The 20,053-nt window shown below is 66.4% G+C and carries 18 protein-coding genes; 5 read left to right on the forward strand and 13 right to left on the reverse strand.

Going from position 1 to position 20,053, the window contains the following annotated elements; translation table 11 throughout:
- The first annotated feature begins 302 nt into the window (after nt 1-302).
- On the forward strand, nt 303-1,946 hold the full coding sequence (locus AC24YW_RS09735; RefSeq protein WP_487482506.1) for a lysine--tRNA ligase: 1,644 nt from the start codon (nt 303-305) through the stop codon (nt 1,944-1,946).
- Nucleotides 1,947-1,955: 9 nt separating this feature from the next.
- On the opposite strand, the gene AC24YW_RS09740 is transcribed toward AC24YW_RS09735, so the two are convergent.
- Nucleotides 1,956-2,612 carry a S24 family peptidase gene (locus AC24YW_RS09740; protein WP_487482507.1) on the reverse strand — a complete coding sequence of 219 codons (657 nt, stop codon included), beginning with the start codon at nt 2,610-2,612 and terminating at the stop codon, nt 1,956-1,958.
- 293 nt (nt 2,613-2,905) lie between these two features.
- On the opposite strand from AC24YW_RS09740, the gene AC24YW_RS09745 reads away from it, so the two are divergent.
- Together AC24YW_RS09745 and AC24YW_RS09750 are read left to right on the forward strand one after the other, a co-directional pair.
- The gene (locus AC24YW_RS09745) at nt 2,906-3,250 is read left to right on the forward strand and encodes a DUF952 domain-containing protein (RefSeq protein WP_197960525.1); all 345 of its coding nucleotides are present in this window, start codon (nt 2,906-2,908) and stop codon (nt 3,248-3,250) included.
- Nucleotides 3,247-4,344: a quinone-dependent dihydroorotate dehydrogenase gene (locus tag AC24YW_RS09750; RefSeq protein WP_487482508.1), complete on the forward strand. Its 1,098-nt coding sequence runs from the start codon at nt 3,247-3,249 to the stop codon at nt 4,342-4,344. The genes AC24YW_RS09745 and AC24YW_RS09750 overlap by 4 nt, the downstream gene beginning before the upstream one ends.
- Before the next feature lie 123 nt (nt 4,345-4,467).
- Here the strand turns inward: AC24YW_RS09750 and AC24YW_RS09755 are convergent, their stop codons facing one another.
- From AC24YW_RS09755 to AC24YW_RS09775, 5 genes are all read right to left on the reverse strand, one after another.
- The gene (locus tag AC24YW_RS09755) at nt 4,468-5,793 is read right to left on the reverse strand and encodes an MATE family efflux transporter (protein WP_487482509.1); all 1,326 of its coding nucleotides are present in this window, start codon (nt 5,791-5,793) and stop codon (nt 4,468-4,470) included.
- A 4-nt stretch (nt 5,794-5,797) separates the two neighbouring features.
- Nucleotides 5,798-6,532 carry an MBL fold metallo-hydrolase gene (locus AC24YW_RS09760; protein ID WP_487482510.1) on the reverse strand — a complete coding sequence of 245 codons (735 nt, stop codon included), beginning with the start codon at nt 6,530-6,532 and terminating at the stop codon, nt 5,798-5,800.
- A gap of 27 nt (nt 6,533-6,559) precedes the next feature.
- A complete protein-coding gene (locus tag AC24YW_RS09765) occupies nt 6,560-6,865 on the reverse strand; it encodes a DUF6460 domain-containing protein (protein WP_487482511.1) in 306 nt (101 codons plus the stop codon).
- 211 nt (nt 6,866-7,076) lie between these two features.
- Nucleotides 7,077-8,732, reverse strand: a complete 1,656-nt coding sequence (locus AC24YW_RS09770; protein WP_487482512.1) for an ATP-dependent DNA ligase — start codon at nt 8,730-8,732, stop codon at nt 7,077-7,079.
- Nucleotides 8,729-9,766 (reverse strand): ligase-associated DNA damage response exonuclease, encoded by a 1,038-nt coding sequence (locus AC24YW_RS09775; protein ID WP_487482604.1) that lies wholly within the window; start codon nt 9,764-9,766, stop codon nt 8,729-8,731. Before AC24YW_RS09775 ends, AC24YW_RS09770 begins: the two co-directional genes overlap by 4 nt.
- Before the next feature lie 235 nt (nt 9,767-10,001).
- On the opposite strand from AC24YW_RS09775, the gene AC24YW_RS09780 reads away from it, so the two are divergent.
- Nucleotides 10,002-10,928 (forward strand): class I SAM-dependent DNA methyltransferase, encoded by a 927-nt coding sequence (locus AC24YW_RS09780; protein WP_487482513.1) that lies wholly within the window; start codon nt 10,002-10,004, stop codon nt 10,926-10,928.
- 115 nt (nt 10,929-11,043) lie between these two features.
- A complete protein-coding gene (locus tag AC24YW_RS09785) occupies nt 11,044-12,273 on the forward strand; it encodes an ABC transporter substrate-binding protein (RefSeq protein WP_487482514.1) in 1,230 nt (409 codons plus the stop codon).
- A gap of 197 nt (nt 12,274-12,470) precedes the next feature.
- Here the strand turns inward: AC24YW_RS09785 and AC24YW_RS09790 are convergent, their stop codons facing one another.
- The 7 genes from AC24YW_RS09790 to xylB form a co-directional block, all read right to left on the reverse strand.
- Complete coding sequence (locus AC24YW_RS09790) at nt 12,471-13,313, reverse strand: amidohydrolase family protein (RefSeq protein ID WP_487482515.1); 843 nt, start codon at nt 13,311-13,313, stop codon at nt 12,471-12,473.
- A gap of 3 nt (nt 13,314-13,316) precedes the next feature.
- The gene (locus AC24YW_RS09795) at nt 13,317-14,294 is read right to left on the reverse strand and encodes an aldo/keto reductase (protein WP_487482516.1); all 978 of its coding nucleotides are present in this window, start codon (nt 14,292-14,294) and stop codon (nt 13,317-13,319) included.
- 102 nt (nt 14,295-14,396) lie between these two features.
- Nucleotides 14,397-15,329, reverse strand: coding sequence for a sugar-binding protein (locus tag AC24YW_RS09800; RefSeq protein ID WP_487482517.1), 933 nt, complete (start codon nt 15,327-15,329; stop codon nt 14,397-14,399).
- A gap of 92 nt (nt 15,330-15,421) precedes the next feature.
- Nucleotides 15,422-16,492: an ABC transporter permease gene (locus AC24YW_RS09805; protein ID WP_157285690.1), complete on the reverse strand. Its 1,071-nt coding sequence runs from the start codon at nt 16,490-16,492 to the stop codon at nt 15,422-15,424.
- Nucleotides 16,492-17,250 (reverse strand): ATP-binding cassette domain-containing protein, encoded by a 759-nt coding sequence (locus AC24YW_RS09810; RefSeq protein ID WP_487482518.1) that lies wholly within the window; start codon nt 17,248-17,250, stop codon nt 16,492-16,494. Before AC24YW_RS09810 ends, AC24YW_RS09805 begins: the two co-directional genes overlap by 1 nt.
- A gap of 13 nt (nt 17,251-17,263) precedes the next feature.
- The gene (gene xylA, locus AC24YW_RS09815) at nt 17,264-18,586 is read right to left on the reverse strand and encodes a xylose isomerase (RefSeq protein ID WP_487482519.1); all 1,323 of its coding nucleotides are present in this window, start codon (nt 18,584-18,586) and stop codon (nt 17,264-17,266) included.
- Entirely contained in the window at nt 18,587-20,038 is a 1,452-nt protein-coding gene (xylB, locus tag AC24YW_RS09820) for a xylulokinase (RefSeq protein WP_487482520.1), read from the reverse strand.
- Nucleotides 20,039-20,053 lie beyond the last annotated feature (15 nt).

Genomic DNA, 20,053 nt, shown 5'->3' on the forward strand with positions numbered 1-20,053 from the left:
CGAGGACTGCTTGCGCGCTTGTTCCGCCTCTCCCGCTCGCGGGAGAGGCCGATGCGCTCGCAGAGCGCGGCGGGTGAGGGCTCTCACCGCGCAGGGACGGCAAATTCTCGACAACCCCAACGCGGAGACACCCTCTCCCCAACCCTCCCCCGCAAGCGGGGAAGGAGCCCAGTGCTGATGCCGCCGCATCGTGCACACCCTATGCGGTCGCCCTGCGCAGGCGAGACAGGGCTGGGGGTATCAGCCCGCAGCTTTTGCATTCTGCCGGGAAATCGCTATTTTCCGCGGCCCGGAGGCCCCTGATGTCCGTTATTGATCCAGCCGCAAACCCGAGCGAGTTGCGTGCGCTCGCCGAACAATCCAACGCCTGGCCGTTCGAGCAGGCGAAGGCCATTGTCGCGCGGCTGAAGAAAAGCCCGAAGGACGAGGTGCTGTTCGAGACCGGCTACGGTCCATCCGGCCTGCCGCATATCGGCACGTTCGGCGAGGTGGCGCGCACCTCGATGGTGCGCCACGCCTTCCGCGTGCTCACCGAGGACAAGATCAAGACGCGCCTGCTCGCGTTCTCCGACGACATGGACGGCTTCCGCAAGGTGCCCGACAATGTTCCGAACAAGGAGATGCTGGCGGAGCATCTCGGCAAGCCGCTGACGCGGGTGCCGGATCCGTTCTCCAACGAGTACCCGTCGTTCGGCCACCACAACAATGCGCGGCTGCGCGCCTTCCTCGATCATTTCGGCTTCGACTACGAATTCGCGAGCTCGACCGACTATTACACGTCGGGCCGTTTCGACGCGACGCTGCTGAAAATGCTCGCCGCCTACGACAAGGTGATGGAGATCATCCTGCCGACGCTGGGGCCCGACCGCCGCGCGACCTATTCGCCGTTCCTGCCCATCAGCAAGACCACCGGCGTCGTGCTGCAGGTGCCGATGATCCGCCGCGACGTCGCGGCGGGCACGGTGACCTATGTCGATCCCGATACCAACGAGGAGGTCGAGACGCCAGTTACCGGCGGCAACGTCAAGTGCCAGTGGAAGGCCGACTGGGCGATGCGCTGGGTGGCGCTCGGCGTCGACTACGAGATGGCCGGCAAGGACCTGATCGATTCGGTGAAGCTGTCCGGCGCGATCGCCAGAGCGCTCGGCAGCGCGCCGCCCGAAGGTTTCAACTACGAGCTGTTCCTCGACGAGAAGGGCCAGAAGATCTCGAAGTCGAAGGGCAACGGCCTCACCATCGACGAATGGCTGCGCTACGCCTCGCCGGAATCGCTGTCGCTGTTCATGTATCGCGAGCCGAAGGCGGCCAAGCGGCTGTATTTCGACGTGATCCCGCGCAACGTCGACGACTACCAGCAATTCCTCGACGGCTTTCCGAAGCAGGACGGCAAGCAGCAGCTCGGCAATCCGGTCTGGCACATCCACAGCGGCAAGCCGCCGTTCGGAGACATGCCCGTCACCTTCCAGCTGCTCCTGACGCTGGTGTCGTCGTCGAATGCGGAGAACGCCGAGACGCTGTGGGGCTTCATCGGCCGCTACCGCCCCGGCGTGAGCCCGCAGACGCATCCGAAGCTGGATGCGATGGTCGGCTACGCCATCAATTATTATCGCGACTTCGTCGCGCCGACGAAGCAGTTCCGCGTGCCCAGCGACAGCGAGCGCGCGGCGCTGCAGGACCTGCGCGACGCACTCTCGCAGCTGGCGCAGGACGCCTCGGCCGAGGACATCCAGAACGTCGTCTACGAGATCGGCCGCCGCGAACCGTTCCTCGACCAGGTCAAGAAGGGCAAGGACGGCCGCCCGGGCGTGACGCTGGACTGGTTCAACATGCTCTACCAGGTGCTGCTCGGCCAGGAGAAGGGCCCGCGCTTCGGCTCCTTCGTCGCGGTCTACGGCGTGCAGAACGCGGTCAACATGATCGACGGCGCGCTGGCAAGGAGTGCGTGAGCGGCGCCATCACTGGCTCGCCCAGAGGATCCGCGCAACCCAGGCGACATCGCTCGCCGCGACCGTTCGCGCCGCCTGTGACGCATCGAGGGGCGCCAAGTCCAGTGTCTTCGCCGTGCGGCGCTTGAGGGTCGCGATCGTGATCTCGTCCGCCCTGGTCTTGACCACCACGCGATCACCCTTGCGGATCGGCGCCGCAGGCGAGACCAGGATGATGTCGCCGTCGCGATAGGCGGGCGCAAGCGCATCCCCGGAAATCTCCAGCGCAAAGACTTGACCATCCTCTCCGATCGGAAGCGCGATCTCGGTCCAGCCCTTGCCGGATGGAAGGCCGGCCTCATCGAAGGCGCCGCTCATCCCGGCCTGTGCAAAGCCGAGCAGCGGCACCGAGCCGCGGCCGCTTCCACCGTCGTCATCAATCAGCTTCGCAAAGCTGTCGATCGAGGCGTCGGCCGCGGCCAGCGCCTTTGCGATCGATTCGGTCGAGGGCCAGCGCTCGTGCCCGTCGGCGGTGACGCGCTTGGACCTGTTGAAGGTGGTGGGGTCGAGCCCGGCACGCTTGGCAAGGCCGGACGGCGACAATCCGGCGCGCGCCGCCAGCCGGTCCAGTGCGGCCCAGATCTGGTCGTGAGTCAGCATCCTCTGCGCTTTGGCCTGTCTGACCATGGAAGGTCCAGCCCGTCGCAACTCAGGAAAACTATCCTCAAATCAACCGGTTTTCCGTTTTTGGCGCAAGAGGCGGCACGGGACGACGTTTTCAAGCGAAGCGGGCGCCCGCTGGCGTCGGGAAAACGCACCAAACCGGGAATCTGGAGCCCCGTGCCGATTTCATCGGCGCGCAAAAGGCTCTAGGTCTTGAGTTCGGAAGGGGCGGCCTTTACGGTCGCGCCCGGGTTTCGAGGACCCGCGAAAAGCGAAAAAACCCAAGAGACTCAAAGAACAACAAGGCTGCGGTAGCGGTGGTCAAGATCTACAAAATCTGTCCGGCCTCGGCCTGGCGCGAGGCGGAACGGCAGGGTGTCTACCGGGGCAGCGCAGATGACGCGCGCGACGGGTTCATTCATTTCTCGACCGCGGCCCAGGTTCCCGAGACCCTGCGCAAGCACTATTTCGGGCAGCGCGCGCTGTTCCTGGTCGAGGTCGACGGCGACGCGCTGGGGAGCGAATTGCGCTGGGAGCGCTCGCGCAATGACGAGCTCTTCCCCCATCTCTATGGCGAGCTCGATCTCGGCGCGGTGATCGCGGTGATGAACCTCAACACGCGCTCCGACGGCGGTCACGATGTTCCGGAGCTGCTGCCGTGATCCGCGCCTTCGACGCCTTTTCGCTGCCGGTGCTGCGCTGGCTCGATCCCGAGGACGCGCATCGCCTCGCGATCCAGGGCCTGCGCTTCCTGCCGCCGGTCAAGCCGCGTGCCGATGATCCCAAGCTCGCGGTGCGCGCCTTCGGGCTGAACTTTCCCAATCCGATCGGCATGGCCGCGGGCTTCGACAAGAGCGCCGAGGTACCGGATGCGCTGCTGCGGCTCGGCTTCGGTTTCGTCGAGATCGGCTCGGTGACGCCGAAGCCGCAAGCCGGCAATCCGCGGCCGCGGCTGTTCCGGCTCGAGCGCGACGAGGCGATCATCAACCGCATGGGCTTCAACAATGACGGCGCGGAGGCGGCTCTACGACGGCTTGCCGCGCGCGCGCAGCACGGCGGCATCGTCGGCGTCAATGTCGGCGCCAACAAGGATTCGCCGGACCGCGTCGGCGACTACGTCAAGCTGATCGAGACCTTCGCGCCGGTGGCGAGCTATTTCACCGTCAACGTCTCCTCGCCGAACACGCCGGGCCTGCGCAATTTGCAGGAAGGCGCGCTGCTCGACGATCTGCTCGCACGGGTGATCGAGGCCCGCGAGCGGGTCAGGCAGAAGGCCGGCGACACGCCGGTGCTGCTCAAGATCGCGCCGGATTTGAGCCTGGCCCAGCTCGACGACGTCGTGCAGGTGGCGCGCTCGCGCCGGGTCGACGGCATGATCGTGTCGAACACCACGATCGCGCGGCCGAGCACGCTGCGTGACGAGACGCGGGCGAAGGAGCAAGGCGGCCTGTCCGGCCGGCCGCTGTTCCGCCTGTCGACGCGGATGGTCGCGGAAACCTATGTGCGCGTCGAGGGCGCATTTCCGCTGATCGGCGTCGGCGGCGTGGATTCGGGCGGCGCCGCGCTGACCAAGATCCGCGCCGGCGCCAGCCTGATCCAGCTCTATTCGTCGCTGGTCTACAAGGGCCTCGGCCTCGTCGACGAGATCAAGCGCGACCTGACGTCGACATTGCTGCGGACGGGGCGGGATTCGCTGTCGGAGATCGTCGGCGCCGACGCGGCGACGCTCACGGCGGAAGACTGGCCGGGGATGTAAGGCACTCTCGTGCCCCGGACGCCGCGCGGCGCGCCGGCTTCGGCGTGGTGCGCTGCAGAGCCGGGGCCCATCTCGCAGCACTCTGGGTCCCGGCTCGCGCTGCGCGCGTCCGGGACACGAGAGCTACGGCTTCGCAAACGTCGCCCGGTACAGCGCCGGATATCTCGCGCCCTGCAAGCCGCCGCGCGCGACGTAGAACGCGATCAGCGCGCTCCACAGGCCGGCATTGCCGAACGATTGCAGCGCCAGCCAGGCGGCGAAGAAGATCGCGAGCGAGGCCAGCATCAGATTGCGCATCTCCCGCGCCCAGGTCGCGCCGACATAGATGCCGTCGAAGCCGAAGGCGAACACGCCGGGGATCGGCGCCAGCACGATGAAGGGCAGGAACTCGCGCGCGGCGCGGCGGACGTCCTCGCTCGCCGTCATGACGTTGATGATATCGGGCCCGAAGCCTGCGAACAGCACGGCGACGACGATGGCGAAGCCGAGCCCCCAGAGCAGCACCAGCCTGGTCGAATCCGCAAATCCCTTGGCGTCGCGTCCGCCAAAGGCGCGGCCGCAGAGCTGCTGGGCCGCGTTGGCAAGGCCGTCGAGGAAGAAGGCGCTGACCAGAAGGAAATTGTTGAGCACGGAGTTGGCCGCCAGCGTGACGTCGCCGGCGCGCGCGCCCTTGGCGGTGAAGAACAGGAATACGGCGATCAGCGCCGCGGTGCGGATCAGGATGTCGGTGTTGACAGCCAGGAGCCGCATCAGCTTGGCGCGATCGAACAGAACTGCGCGGGGCACGGCAAAACCGCCGACCGCATGGCGCCTGCACACGATCACGCCGAGCACGAAGCCGATCGTCTCGGACAGAAGCGCGGCGATCGCCGCGCCGGCGATGCCGGTGTCGTAGACCAGCACCAGCAGGATGGTCGCGACCATGTTGACGAGGTTGATGACGACCTGGAGCGCAAGGGCCGGATTGGCGCGGGCCTGCCCGACCAGCCAGCCGAGGATGACGTAATTGGCGAAAGCAAAGGGCGAGGACCAGATCCGGATCATGAAATAGGTCTTCGCGGCGCGCGTCACGCCATCGCTGCCGCCCATCAGGTCGAACAGTGCACCTGCCAGCGGCAGCTGCAGGGCGATCAGCGCCGCACCGATCAGGCCGGCGACGATGAAGCCGCGCACCAGGATCACGGTCTGCTCGCGCGTCTCGCCCGCGCCGAGCGCCTGCGCTGTGAAGGCGAGCGTGCTCATGCGCAAGAAGCCGAACAGCCAGAACAGGCAGTCGAAGATGACGGAGGCCATCGCCACGCCGCCGAGCAGCGCGGCATCGTCGAGCCGTCCGATCGCGGTGGTCGAGACCACGCCGATCAGCGGCGTCGTGAGGTTCGCGACCATCGCGGGTCCTGCGATGGCGAAGACCTGCCGGCTACCGACGCGGTGATGGACGGGGGCGTGCATCGTTTCAGAACACGAGCACCATGCCGTCTTCGGCGGCGAGGTGCTCGACGTCGGCGAGGCGCGACAGCATGTCCTCGCTCATATGGGTGAGGACGAGCCGCTTGGCGCCGATGTCGGGCAGATGCTGTTCCAAGGTCTTCAGGCTGAGATGGTTCTTGACCACCTTCTCGTACATATAGGCTTCGACAATGAAAAGGTCCGCGCCATGCGCCAGCGGAATGAGCGTCTCCGTCCATTCGGTATCGGCGCTGTAAGCGAGCGTGCGGCCCTCGGCCGTGACGCGATAGGCCAGGAACGGTCCGCCCGATTCGCCGTGTACGACCGGATAAGGCGTCACATTCACCGCACCGAAGCTTTGGCTTTGCCCCGGCGCGAGCTCGACCACGTTCAGCTCGAAGCGCTGCCTGGTGTTCGAGGAATGCTCGAACAGGGCTTCCATCACATCGCGCAGCCGCCTCTCGATGCCTTGCGGGCCCGCGATCGTCAGCGGCCGCGTTCGGCGTGAGAATTGCGCGTCGAGCAGAAAGAACGGCAGGCCGGCAAAATGGTCGCCATGGAAATGCGTGATCAGGATCAGGTCGATGTCGCCCCGGTCGATCTCGAGCCGCTTCAGCGCCGGCAGCGCTGATGCGCCGCAATCCATCAGGAAGTTCGCTTCGCGCCCGGAGACGTGGAAGCAGGTGTTGAGCCTGCCGCCGGAGCCGAAGGCATCACCGCAGCCGACGAACCGCAATTGCATCGGCTGCGCACTCCCTCAATCCGATCCTTACCGGCCGCGCGGCGCGCCGAACACGCGCGACAGCAGCCAGATCGGAATCACGATGACCGCACCGAGCAGGAAGTAGCGCCACAGCCAGTTCACCGCATCGAAGCCGAGATCCCACAGCCGCTGGAACAGCAGCTGGATGCTGTGGATGATGTTCCAGGGGTCGAAGCCGATCGTCGCCAGCACGACGCCGACCAGGATCGAGAGCAGCACCAGGCGGAATGCGACCGCCAGCGGCGAGCCGCCGAGAAAGCGGTGCAGGCCGTCGCTGCGGCCGGCCGGCAAATCTCTGACGTCTTGGACCATCGCAAACTCCTGATGCGGATTCGAGCCCATTATAGGCACGGCGGGGGACATGGGGAACCCGCAAGGGCCCGTCAATCGGGTTACGGGAGTTTAATTCGGGTGAACGTGCCCGGCTTGATTTGGGCAAACTGCCGGCCGCGAGCTCGGGCGCCTCTCCCGCAAGCGGGAGAGGGAGCGCCCCTCTCGCTTTGCGATGATCGAGCCTCGCACTTCACGCCTCCGCCGCCTCTTCCTTCAGCATCTTCTCCAGCGTTTCCAGCCGGTCGGCCTCTCGCGGCGGCTTGTCCCAGCGCAGGCGGCTGATGCGGGGGAAACGCATGGCGACGCCGGATTTGTGCCTGGGCGAGCGCTGCAATCCCTCGAAGGCGACCTCCAGCACCAGACCCTTGTCCGCTTCGTGCACGACGTGGCGGACGGGACCGAACTTTTCCGTGGTGTTGCGGCGGACGAAGCGGTCGATCTGCAGGAGCTCCTCGTCGGTGAAGCCGAAATAGGCCTTTCCGACCGGCACCAGCTCCTCGCCATTCTCGGTCGCGATCCAGACACCGAAGGTGTAGTCGGAATAATAGGACGAACGCTTGCCGTGGCCGCGCTGCGCGTACATCAGCACGGCGTCGATGATGTGCGGATCGCGCTTCCACTTCCACCATTGGCCCTTCGGCCGTCCCGGCAGATAAGGCGCGTCGCGCCGCTTCAGCATGATGCCTTCGACGGCGTCGGCATCCTCGCCGGCGCCGGCGCTGGCGGGATCCGCGCGTGCGGCGGTCAGCGCCTCCCAGCTGTCGAAGGGCACGGTGGGCGAGAGATCGATGCGGGGATCGTCGAGCTTTGCGATGAACCGCTCCAGGTGCTCGCGCCGCTCGGCGAACGGCAGCTCGCGCAGATCGTTCTCGTCGTCGCCGAGCAGATCGTAGGCACGCAGGTGAATCGGAAACTCCTTGATCAGCTTCGGCGACACGACCTTGCGGTTGAGCCGCTGCTGCAACACGTTGAAGCTCTGCACCCGGCCTTCGCGCAGGATCAGGAGCTCGCCGTCGATCGCGCCCGGCAGGCGCAGCGACGGCACGAGATCCGGAAAGCTTCCCGTGATGTCCTCGCCGGTGCGCGAATAGAGCCGCGCGGTGATATAGCCGCGCTCGTCGCGCCCCGCCACCGCCTGCACGCGGATGCCGTCCCATTTCCATTCGGCGATGTAGGCGGCGGGATCGAGCGCGGCGAAATCCGCATCCTCGATCGCATGCGCCAGCATCACCGGGCGGAACGGTGCGGGATCGCGGTTGACGGGCTTGTCGCCGCGGCCTTCCAGCCAGGCGAACAGGTCGAGATAGGGCGGGACAAGCCCCGGCCAGATCAGCTCGATCTCGTGCGGGTCCTTGTCGCCGAGCGCTGCGGCCGCAGTCTTGGCAAGGCGCGCGGAGATGCCGATCCGAAGGGCGCCCGTGACGAGCTTCAGCAGCGCCCAGCGACCGGTCTCATCGAGCTCGTCGAGCCAGCGCTCGAGCTGCCTGGGCAGCTCGGTCTTGCCGAGCGTGCGCAGCGTGCTGACGACTTCGGTGAGGCTCGGTGGCGGCGGGTTGTTGTGACCGGCGAGCGCGGCCTTCGGCCACATCAGCGCCACCGTCTCGGAGAGATCGCCGACATAGTCGTAGCTCAGCCCGAACAGCACCTCGTCCGTGCGCGCGGCAATCAGATCGCGGATCAGCGCCGGCTTGGCGTGCTTGAAGCTGAGCGCGCCGGTCAGCGCAGCCAGCGCATAGCCGCGGTCGGGATCGCCGACCTCGCGAAAATAGCCGGTGATCAGCCGCAGCTTGTTGTTGCGGCCGGGCTCATAGGCGAGGCGGTCGAGCAGCTCGGCGAAGCGGTTCATGCTTCGGCCTCGCCTTGAATCGGCGTTTCGCTCTCCTCCTCGTCGCCATAGCCGACGAGGTCGAGCGGCTGCGCCTTCAGGCCCTTGCTCCGGCACCAATGCACCAGCGCATCTTCCTGGCCGTGGGTGACCCAGATCTCGCCGGCGCCGGTCGCCGCGATGGTCGCGATGAGGCCGTCCCAGTCGGCGTGGTCGGAGATCACCAGCGGCAGCTCGACGCCGCGCTGCCGCGCCCGGGCGCGCACGCGCATCCAGCCCGAGGCGAAGGCGGTGACGGGATCGGGAAAGCGCCGCGTCCAGAGATCGGAGGTGGCCGAGGGCGGCGCCAGCGTGATGGTGCCGGCGAGCGCCGCCTTCTTCATGCCCTTTACCGGCCTGAGCTCGCCGAGGTCGATCCCGCGGCTCTGATAGTAATGCGTGATCGTCTCCATCGCGCCATGCAGGTAGATCGGCGCATCATAGCCGGCCTGTCGCAGCAGCTTGATCACGCGCTGCGCCTTGCCGAGCGAATAGGCGCCGACGAGATGCGCGCGCTCGGGAAACAGCGCGACGGAAGCGAGCAGCTTCTTGACTTCGTCGCTCGCATCGCCATGCCGGAACACCGGCAAGCCGAACGTCGCCTCGGTGATGAAGACGTCGCAGGGCACCAGCTCAAACGGCGTGCAGGTCGGGTCGGGGGCGTCCTTGTAGTCGCCGGAGGCCACGATGCAGGTGTCCTTGCAAGAGACGGCGATCTGCGCCGAACCCAGCACGTGGCCGGCCGGGTGAAACTTGACCTTGACGTCGCCGAGCCGGATCTCCTCGCCATAGCGGATCGCCTGGGTCGAGCCGGCGAAATTCTCGCCGTAACGCAGCCGCATCATGTCCAGCGTTTCCTGCGTCGCCAGCACGGCGCCATGGCCGGCGCGGGCATGGTCGGAATGGCCGTGGGTGATCACGGCCCGCTCCACGGGACGGACGGGGTCGATATGGAAACCGCCGGGCTTACAGCACAGGCCGGCAGCATTTGGCAGCAGGATGTCTTGCGGACGCATGGTGGTGATATAGGAAGTGGGCGTTTCAAATGAAGCTGTCATGCGCGGGCTTGCCGTCTCCGCTAGGCTTCGCCGGCCCGGCGGTGTACAAGCCCGCCGAAACCATTTGGTGGAGGCGGGACCCGCGCATCCATCCTCTTAACAGTTCTGTTTTTGATGGATTGCCGGGCCTACGCCGCGCCGGAGGGGCTTCGGCCCCGCAGGCCGGTCAAGCCCGGCAATGACGAGTAGTTCCATGCCGCTCCGCCTGTTCCTGACCTCCGGCGATCTCATGGCCGACCGCCGTTTCGAGTTCGCACGCGACCTCCAGCTCAAGGGCGACCTGCCCGCCGCCGCCGACCTGCTGGAGCAGGCGATCGAGCTCGCGCCTGATTTCACCTCGGCCTGGTTCACGCTCGGCGAGATCCGTCAGCAGCTCGGCGAGCGCGACAAGGCCATCGCGGCCTTTCGTGAGGCGCGGCGATGCGACCCCGGGGATCAGCACGGCGCCGGCTTGCACCTGATGCGGCTCGGCGATACCGAGATAGCGGAGATGCCCAAGGCCTACGTGCAGGCGCTGTTCGACCAGTACGCCCCGCGCTTCGAGCACACATTGATCAACGATCTCGGCTATCGCGCTCCCACGCTGATCTTCAAGGCGGTGCTGGCCGCGCGCGTCGCCGCCAAGAAGCCCGCCTACTTCAAGCGCACCATCGACCTCGGTTGCGGCACCGGGCTTGCGGCCGCGGCCTTCGCCAAGCAGGTCGATCATTTCATCGGCATCGATCTGTCGCCCGGCATGATCAAGGAGGCGCGGGCGACGAACCTCTATGCCGAGCTCGAAGTTGCCGACATGATCGAGGGCCTGCGCGGCAAGCCAGATGCCAGCGCGAACCTCGTCGTAGCCGCGGATGCGTTCGTCTATCTCTCCGATCTCGCACCGGTGCTGAGCGAAGCAAGGCGCGTGCTCGGATCAGGCGGCGTGCTCGCCTTCACGCTGGAGACGCATGCGGGCGATGGCATCGTGCTCGGCGCCGGCCTGCGCTATGCCCATTCGGCGGAATATGTGCGCGGCGCCATCGCGAAGGCCGGACTCAAACTTCTCACGCTGGAGCCGGCCTCGCCGCGCAACGAGAACAACGAGCCCGTGCGCGGCCTCGTCGTGGTCGCCGAGAAAACTTGAGTCTAGACGCTAACGCCTCATGATTTGAGCGTCATTGCGTCGCAAAGCTGCGACTTCCCACTTGCGAGCCGAGCTGCGATGTCAGCACAATGCGCGCATCAGGGAGAAAACAACAATGACCAGGAATCCATCGCGGCGCGATTTCAGCGCCGGCGCGCTCGCCACCATCGCCGCATCGACATTGCCCGCGCCCTACGTCTGGGCCGCGGAGAAGAAATACGATGCGGGCGCCAGCGACACCGAGATCAAGATCGGTCAGACCGTGCCGCATTCCGGCCCCGGCTCGCTCTACGGCGTGCTCGGCCGCGTCGGCGAAGCCTATTTCCAGATGCTGAACGAGAAGGGCGGCATCAACGGACGCAAGGTCAAGTTCCTCACCATGGACGACGCCTACAGCGCGCCGAAATGCGTCGAGGCGACGCGGCGCCTGGTCGAGCAGGAAGAAGTGCTCGCATTGTACGGCTCGCTCGGCACCGCGCCGCAGACCGCCGTGCACAAATACCTTAACTCCAAGGGCGTGCCGCAGCTCCTGCTCAACACCGGCGCATCGAAGTGGAATAATCCGAAAGAGTTCAAGTGGACGATGGCGGGCCTGCCGCTCTATCCGACCGAGGCGCGCATCCTGGCGCGGCACGTCGTCAGCGTGAAGCCGAACGCCAAGATCGGCATTCTCTACCAGAACGACGATTTCGGCCGCGACTTCCTCGGTCCGTTCAAGAAGGTGCTGGCGGATGCCGGCGGCACCGCGCAAGTGATCATGGAGCAGACCTACGATCTCACCGAGCCGACCGTGGATTCCCAGCTCATCAATCTCTCCAAGTCGGGCGCCGACGTCTTCTACAACATCTCGACCGGCAAGGCGTCGTCGCAGTCGATCCGGAAGGTGGCCGAGCTCGGCTGGAAGCCGCTGCACCTCCTGTCCGCCGGCTCCACCGGCCGCTCGATCCTCAATGCCGCGGGCCTCGAGAACGCCGCCGGCATCGTCGCGATCCGCTACAACAAGGAGGTCGGCCTGCCGAAATGGGAGAAGGATCCGGACGTGATGGCGTTCGAGGAGCTGCGCAAGAAGTACACGCCGGCGATCGATCCCGACAACACCATCGCCTTCGCCGGCTACGGCCAGGCCGCCACCATGGCCGAGATCCTGCGCCGCTGCGGCGACGAGCTCACCCGCGCCAACGTGCTGAAGCAGGCATCGAACCTCCAAGGTTTTCACTCGCCCTACTTCCTCGACGGCGTCACCTACAGCTACACGCCCGAGGACTACACGCCGATGAAGACGCTGTTCATCTCCACCTTCACCGGGAGAGACTGGGACATCTCCGACAAGCCGATGTCGGAGTAGGCGGGCGAGGCGAGCGCCGCCGCCGCTTCCCTTCTCCCCTTGTGCGAGAAGGTGGCGCGAAGCGCCGGATGAGGGGTTGCTTCAGCAAACTCACGTGTGAAAGGTGACTCGCGGAGAGAGACCCTCACCCGTCTCGCCGCTGCGCGGCGAGCCACCCTCTCCCACAAGGGAGAGGGAAGGGTAGGCATCCACTGCAATTAACCTAATCGATACGCAGCTTTGGCATTCACGCCGAAAGCCTTGTCCCGCACACCGGAGCCCAGCTTCGCCAAACACGCTTCGAGCGCGGTCTTGATCTCGCCGTAGCTTCCCGCGAGCAGGCATACGGGCCAGTCCGATCCGAAGATCAGCCGGTCCTCGCCGAAACATTTCGCGGCATGCGCAACGAACGGAAACAGCCGTTCCGCATCCCAGTCGTTCCAGACCGCCTCGGTCGCTAACCCTGAGATCTTGCACCAGACGTTGCCGGAGGCAGCCAGCGCTGCGATGCGCTCGGACCATTCGGCGCTGCCGCCTTCGGCAATCGGCGGCTTGGCGGCGTGATCGAGCACGAAACGCGCGTGCGGAAAGGCCTGCGCGGTTGCGATCGCCGAAGGCAGCTCGCGGCTGCGGACGAGGAGATCGTAGGTGAGATCGTGGTCGAACACCGCCGCAAGTCCGCGCTGGACGTCTTCGTGCAGCAGCCAATCCGCATCGAGCTCGTCGTGGACCTGATGGCGGATGCCGACCAGCTTGTCGCCACCAGGCAGAGCGCGCAGCCGGTCGAGCGTCTCGCTGAGCGCCGCATCGGTCAGATCGGCCCAGCCGACCACGCCGACGACCGAGGGCGTCGCAGCCGCGATACGCAGGAATTCCTCGGTCTCCTCCAGCGCGGAGCGGCATTGCACCAGGATGCTGGCCTCGATGCGGTTCGCCTCTAGCAGCGGCGCGAGATCGGCCGGGCCGAAGGCACGGCGGATCGGCGCCAGCTCGGGCGCTTCCATCCAGGGATAATCGGCGCGGGCCGGATCCCAGAAATGCTGATGGGCATCGACGATCATGTCCTACGCTCCGCCGGGAAGCGGCGCGCGCGCATCGACCAGCTTTCGCGCACGCAACTCCTGCCAGAATGCCGGCGGAACCGTCTTCTCGGACATCGCGATGTTGTCGGCGACCTCGGCGGCATTGCGCGCGCCCATCACCGCGACCGTCACCGCCGGATGGGTCATGCAGAATTGCAGCGCGGCGGCTTTCAGCTCGGTGCCGTGCCTGCGGCAGAGTTCGTCCAGCTCCAGCGCACGTGCCACGAGCGCCGCATCGGCATCCTGATAGTTGAATTTGGCGCCCGCCCGCGGATTGGCCAGGATGCCACTGTTGTAGATACCGCCCAGCAGGATGCCGATAGTCCTGGCCTGGCAGAGCGGAAACAGCGTATCCAGCGCGCCCTGGTCGAGCAGTGTGTAGCGGCCGGCGAGCAGGAAGCAGTCGACCGGCACGGCCTCGGCGAAGCGAACCAGCATCTCGGACTGGTTCATGCCGGCGCCGATCGCCTTCACCGTGCCGTCCTCGCGCAGGCGCTGGAGCGCGCGGAAGGCGCCGATGACGGCATCGTCATAATGATCGTCGGGATCATGCACGAGCAGGACGTCGACGCGATCCAGGCCGAGGCGCTGCAGGCTCTCCTCGACCGACCGCATCACGCCGTCATAGCTGAAATCGAACACCGGCCGCTCGCGCGGCGTGCCCTTGTAGTGCTCGTCCTCCGGGGCAGCACCATCAGGTGCACGCAACAGGCGGCCGACCTTGGTCGAGATGACGTAGGAATCACGCCTCTGTTGCCGCAGGAAGGCGCCTAACCGCCGCTCCGCGAGGCCGAAGCCGTAGAGCGGGGCGGTGTCGAAGAATCGGACGCCGAGCGACCAGGCGCGTTCAATCGTCGCTTGCGCATCGGCATCGCTGACGGGCGAGAACAATCCGCCGAGCGGGGCGGAACCGAGGCCAATCGATGTGACATCGAGAGCGCCGAGCCGCGATCTTTTCATTCCCATGCCTTCCAGCGATCGTCGTCCATTCCAAATCATCTCTCCCGCTTGCGGAAACCGCAAGCGGGAGAGGCATGCAGAAGCGCGGGGCTGGCAGCGCTCCTACTTCAACATCTGCGCGACGTTGTCCTTGGTGACGAGATCGAGGCCGGTGTAGACGATCTCCGGCACCTTCTCGCCCTTCTTGATGGCGAGCAGCGTGTCCATCGCCTTCTCACCCATCTCGAACGGACGCTGGCCGACCAGCGCATTGGCGTAGCCGTCACGCAGCAGCTCGAGCTGCATTTTCAACGTATCGGCGACGACAAGCGTGAATTTGCCGGAATCGATGTCCTTCTTGTTCCTGCTGGCGAAGGCCTTGAAGCCTTCGGGCGCGAACATCGGCCAGCCGCCGATCGGAACGATAGCGGCGAGATCCGGCGTTGCGGTGCGCATGTCGGTCATCTGCTGGACCGCGAGCGCGGGATCGTCGTTGCAGAAGCTCGGCGAGCCCGCGACCTCGGTCCATTTCGAGCCCTTCAGCGCCTCGCGTACGCCGTCGACGCGCTCGGCCAGGTTCTTGGCGCCGGGACCGCCGGAGACCATGGCATACTTGCCGCCGTCAGGCCGCAATTTCAGCAATTCCTTGCCGAGGGCCAGGCCGAACTCCTTGTTGTTGGTGCCGATATAGGCGATGCGCTTGGAGCCCGGCGCGTCGGCATCGAAGGTGATGACGGGAATGCCGGCGGCGGTCGCCGCCTCGATCGACTTGGTCATGGCCGCGACGTCCGCGACCGAGATGGCGAGACCGTCGACCTTCTGCGTGATGAAGTCCTGGATGATCTGGGCCTGGTTCGCCGGTTCATGCTCGACCGGTCCCTTGTAGATGCACTCGATGTTGCCGAGCTCCTTGGCGCGCTTCAGGCAGCCGTCGCGCGAAAAATCGAAGAACGGGTTGTTCATCGCCTTTGGCACGATGACGAAGCGGTAGTTCGCAGCAAATGCGGGCGTCGCCATCATCGCAACCGCGATGCCGGCAAGAAGCAGTTTCCTCATTGTCTCCTCCACTCTTGTTGGTGCCTATCCCCTCGAAAGCCCCGGGAAGCGGATAGGCGGCGTTTTCCTTGCCTTCCCGAGATGTCGTCATGTCAGGTCATCCGCGAGCGGACGCGGTCGACCAGCACAGCCAGAATGATGATCACGCCGACCAACGTCTGCTGCCAGTACGAGGAGACCTGGGCCAGCACGAGGCCGTTGCGGATCACCTCCAGCAGCACGCAGCCGACGATGGCCCCGAGCGGACCGCCGATGCCGCCGGCGAGATTGGCACCGCCGATCACGGCCGCCGCGATCACGTTGAGCTCGTAGGACATCGCCATGTTGGCCGGCGCCGATCCGAGCCAGCCGGAGATGATGATGCCCTGCAGGCCCGCGGCGAGCGCGCAGATCACGTAGACCTCGATCTTGACCCGCACCACCGGAATGCCGGTGAGCTCGGCCGCCTTCTCGTTGCCGCCGAGCGCGAAGACGTGGCGGCCGAACGAGGTGTGGTGCAGCACCACGGCCATGGTCAGCGCCAGGATCACCAGATAGATGAACGGCGCCGGCACGCCGAGCACGTCACCGGACGTGAGCGCATAGAAATAATCGGCGTCCGGCCCGCCCGGGAAGCTGCCGCGTCCGTTGGAGACGACATAGCCGAGCCCGCGCACGATCGAGAGCATGCCGAGCGTGGTGACGAAGGGTGACAGGCCGAGCACGGCGATGCAGAAGCCGTTGACGAGGCCGGCAATCAGCGCGGCGCCGAGGCCGGCGAGGATCGAGATAAGCAGGATCAGCCCCGGAACATTGGCGAGCACGGTCTTGCCGTCCGCCGCCATGTGCACCAGCGGCGAGCCGGGCGCCGACAGCTCGGTCATCACCATCGAGGTGATCATGGCGGAAAAGCACATCATCGATCCCACCGACAGGTCGATGCCGCCGGTGATGATCACGAAGGTGACGCCGAGCGTTGCGATGGCGATGAAGGAAAAGTTCTTCGCCACGTTCTGCATGTTGCCCTGGGTGAAGAAGTACGGGCTGGCGAAATGCATGATCACCAGCAGCACCGCCAGCGCGAGCAGGACGTAGCCGGTCTGCGAGGCGAAGATGCCGCGCTGCCACCATCTGATCTTGCCGACATTGGTGAAGCTGATCGGGGATTCCAAGGGCATGGCCATCACGCCGCCTCCTTCGCGCCGGTAATGAGGGCGGTGACCTCCTCGGGGGAGGTCTGGTGAATCGACTTGTCGGCGCGCTTTTCGCCGCGCCGCATGACGACGACGCGGTCGCATACGGCGAACACGTCGGGCATGCGGTGCGAGATCAGCATCACGGCGACGCCCTGCTCCTTGAGCCGGTGGATCAGGCCGAGCACCTGCTCGACCTGGCGCACCGAGATCGCGGCGGTCGGCTCGTCCATCATCACCAGCCGCGCATTGGAAAGCCGGGTGCGCGCGATCGCGACCGCCTGGCGCTGGCCGCCCGACATCTGCCTGACGAGATCGTCGGGTCGCGTCTCCGAACGCAGCTCGCCGAACAGCTCGAGCGCGCGCGACGCCATCGCCTTGTGGTCGAGCAAGGCGATCGGTCCGAACCTGCGCTTCAACTCGCGGCCGAGAAAAACGTTGGCGGCCGCCGTCAGATTGTCGGCGAGCGCGAGGTCCTGGTAGACGACCTCGATGCCGACGGCACGGGCATCGACCGGCCGGTTGAAATGCACCGCGCTGCCGGCAAAGCGCATCTCGCCATGCGTGGGACGGAAATTTCCGGCGATGATCTTCACCAGCGTCGACTTGCCGGCGCCGTTGTCGCCCATCAGGCCGACCACCTCGCCGGGCCAGACCTGCATGTCGACGTCGTGCAGCGCGCGGATCGCGCCGAACTCCTTGCCGATGCCGGTGAGCTCGAGCACCGGTGTCGCGTCAGCCTTCGTCATCAATGGTGTTTCCTCAGACATAGCGGTTGACCAGGGATTCCAGATATTCCTGCCGGCCCGAACGCGGCTGCGGATCGAAGCCGGGCGACATCGCACGGTCGGCGAGATCGGCGAGCGAGCGCTGGCCGCCGAGAATGGCGCGGCCCTCGGGGCCTGCCCATCCCTCGTAGCGTCTTGCGAGCGGCGCACTCAGCGTGCCGGCGTCGAGCATGTCGGCGGCGGCGAGGAAGGCCCGCGCGCAGGCATCCATCGAGCCGACATGGGCATGGATGAGATCATCGGGATCGATCGACTGGCGGCGGATCTTGGCATCGAAATTGAGCCCGCCCGTGGTGAAGCCGCCGCGGTTCAGGATCTCGTGGAACACCAGCGCCAGCTCCGGCACGTTCATCGCGAACTGGTCGGTGTCCCAGCCGAGCAGATCGTCGCCGCGGTTGATGTCGAGCGAGCCGAACACGCCGAGCGCCTCGGCCAGCGCGACCTCGTGATGGAAGGAATGGCCGGCGAGGATGGCGTGGTTCTGCTCGATGTTGAGCTTGACGTCCTTGAGCAGGTCGTAGCGTTCGAGGAAGCCGTAGCAGGTGGCGACGTCGAAATCATACTGGTGCTTGGTCGGCTCCTTCGGCTTCGGCTCGATCAGCAGCGGGCCCTTGAAGCCTATTTTGTGCTTGTGCTCGACCACGAGCGAGACGAAGCGGCCGAGCTGGTCGAGCTCGCGCTTGAGATCGGTGTTGAGCAGCGTCTCGTAGCCCTCGCGCCCGCCCCACAGCACGTAGTTCTGCCCGCCGAGCCGGTGCGTGACCTCCAGCGCGGCACGGACCTGGCCGGCGGCATAGGTGAAGATCTCAGGGTCCGGATTGGTCGCCGCGCCCGCCATGTAGCGGCGGTGCGTGAACAGGTTCGCAGTGCCCCAGAGCAGGCGAACCTTGCTCGATGCCATCTTCTGCTCGAACAGATCGGCGATGGCATTGAGGTTTGCGACGGACTCGGCGAGGGAAGCGCCCTCCGGCGCCGCATCGACGTCGTGGAAGGTGAAGAAGGGGACGTCCAGCAGGCGGAACAGCTCGAAGGCGGCATCGGCCTTGGCGCGCGCCATCGCCATCGCGTCGGTGCCGTGGTGCCAAGGCCGCAGGAAGGTCTCGCCACCGAAGGGATCGCCGCCCGGCCAGCAGAATGAGTGCCAATAGCAGACCGCAAAGCGCAGATGATCCTCGAGCCGGCGGCCATGCACCAGGCGGTCCTTGTCGTACCAGCGGAAGGCGGGCGCGCCTTCCGCCTCCTTGCCGCCGAAGGCGACGGGCGCACTTGCATCGAAGAATTTGGCTGGCGCGTTCACTTAAGACTCCTTCAATGCGGGATAAAGCGCGCGCCATCGCCGATAGGCCTCGTCATAGGCCGCGGCGACGGACGGGCGGGGTGTGAAGCTTGCGAGCCGCCGCGGGCGCGTGCAGACGTCCGCGGGGTTCTCGCCGGTCGCGGCGAGCCGGCCAAGCCTGGCAGCGCCGAGCGCGGCGCCGACCTCGCCTTCCTCGACACGGTGGACGGGCATGCCGAGCACGTCGGCGCAGATCTGCGCCCATAGCGGCGAGCGCGAGCCGCCGCCGACGAAATCGACCTCGGCGATCGGCCCGCTAGCTGTGCTCAGCGCCGCCAGATTGTCGCGCGCGGCAAAGGCGACGCCTTCGAGCACGGCCTGCACGATCTCCGAGCGCCCGGTCGCGCCGCGCAGGCCGACGAAGGCGCCGCTGGCGGCGGCATCATTGTGCGGCGTCCGCTCGCCGTCGAGATAAGGCAGGAACCGGACCGTGCCAGGTGCATCGACGCGCTCGCCGAGTGGCGCCAGGAGCGCTGCGGCCGGCGTCTCCATCACGCCGGCAAGCCAGGCGAGCGAGGCTGCGGCCGACAGCATCACGCCCATCTGGTGCCAGAGGCCGGGCAGCGCGTGGCAAAAGGCATGCACGGCCGAAGCCGGCGCCGGAGCGAAGCGGTCGGTGACGCGGAACAGGACGCCCGACGTTCCCAGCGACAGGAAGGCATCGCCGGGCGCGATGGCGCCGAGCCCGATCGCGCTGGCCGCATTGTCGCCGGCGCCGCCCGCGACCACGACGTTTTTCGCCATGCCCCAGCGCTGCGCGCAGTCAGGCGCGAGCACCGCGCTCACCGCACTGCCCTCGACCAGACGCGGCATGTGGTGCAGATCGAGCCCGGTGGCATGCAGCAGCAGCGCGGACCAGCGCCGCAGGCCGACATCGAGCCACAGCGTGCCTGACGCGTCCGACATGTCCTCGACCATCTCGCCGGTGAGGCGATAGCGGACATAGGCCTTCGGCAGCAGCACCTTCGCCACGCGGTCGAAGATCTTCGGCTCGTGCCGTGCCACCCAGAGCAGCTTCGGCGCGGTGAAGCCCGGCATCGCGAGATTGCCGGCGATCGCGTGCAGCGAAGGACAGCGCCGCTCCAGCGCGGCGCATTCGGCCTGCGAGCGGCCGTCGTTCCAGAGGATGGCCGGACGCAGCGGGCGGCCGTCCTCGCCAAGCATCGTCGCGCCGTGCATCTGACCCGACAGGCCGATGCCGCGGACCTGCGCGACCTCGCGCGGATGCCGCCTGGCGAGATCGTCGACGGCGCCGACGGCCGCATCGACCCAGGCGTCGGGATCCTGCTCGGACCACAGCGGCGCAGGGTACGACAGCGCAACCTCGCGCGCCGCCGTCGCGACAACCGCGCCAGCTTCGCTCACGAGCACCGCTTTCACACCGGATGTGCCGATGTCGATCCCGAGATACAAATCGTCCTCCCTTTC

The sequence above is a fragment of the Bradyrhizobium sp. USDA3516 genome (genome assembly GCF_057651995.1).